This is a genomic window from Corynebacterium sp. KPL2830, from assembly GCF_040225635.1.
Lineage (GTDB): Bacteria > Actinomycetota > Actinomycetes > Mycobacteriales > Mycobacteriaceae > Corynebacterium.
In genome coordinates, this window is sequence record NZ_JBEHFR010000066.1 from 1 (window position 1) to 864 (window position 864).

2 protein-coding genes are annotated in these 864 nt (G+C 49.4%); both read right to left on the minus strand.

What is annotated here, in order from left to right; genetic code table 11:
- Positions 1–58: 58 nt before the first annotated feature.
- Positions 59–259 carry a DDE-type integrase/transposase/recombinase gene (locus tag ABRP87_RS11220; protein WP_349868859.1) on the minus strand — a complete coding sequence of 67 codons (201 nt, stop codon included), beginning with the start codon at positions 257–259 and terminating at the stop codon, positions 59–61.
- 17 nt (positions 260–276) lie between these two features.
- A complete protein-coding gene (locus ABRP87_RS11225) occupies positions 277–582 on the minus strand; it encodes an IS3 family transposase (RefSeq protein ID WP_349868862.1) in 306 nt (101 codons plus the stop codon).
- Between the last annotated feature and the right edge of the window lie 282 nt (positions 583–864).

An 864-nucleotide genomic window follows, 5' to 3' on the forward strand; every position in this document is an offset into this window, starting at 1 on the left:
GAACTCACAATGAACATCCTCTCCTACGGACACAAGATCCATACTAATAGGGTGTCCACTAAACGAGGGTAACCTCATTCCTAAAAGCTTGTGAGGTGTACACACTGCCGTGATCGGAATGGAATATAGCCCCGTCAAGACTGCCGCGTACACCGTGCGCGTGGGCTATTGCATCGACGACCAGTGACACTCGCATGTTGTCTGCGAGCGCATAACCTGCAAGTTTGCGTGAATGAAGTGTCAATAACTGTGGCCACATACATGTTTGTGCCTCCCTTACACGGAAGGTAGGTAATATCGCCGACGTAAACGCGATTCGGCTCGTTGGCTGTGAATAAGCGGGCCTAGTAAATCTGGCATGACGCGGTGGCCAGGCTTACGCCTGACAGTGATGCATCGGCGACGTTTGGTGAAGCCTCTAAGTCCCATGGCTTTCATAATTCGTGCAACTTTCTTGTGATTGATCGGGACATACGCCGTGTCCTCGTTCAGGCTTGCGTCGATGCGTTTAGGGCCGTAAAGACCAAGCTCATCATCAAAGATGGTTGCGATTCTTGCACCAATAACGGCATCAGAATACATCTCTTATCCTGCGATTTTTACGGGTTTGGACCCATTTGTAAAACGAGGAACGATTCAGCTTTAACACGTGGCACATCCGTGTGAGCCGAGTACTCGGTTCGGTGGTCATAGACAAACTGGAAGCAGAACTCCCGTGAGTCTGCTTTAAGCAAAATATTTGGCGGAGAGTGTCTAATGGTTTGTGTGTAGGTTCCCAACCTGCATGAGGAGATAAGCCAGAATGACTAGTGTGGCACGACGAGATCCGGCTGATAAGGCCAAGATTGATGCGATTGAAAAGAA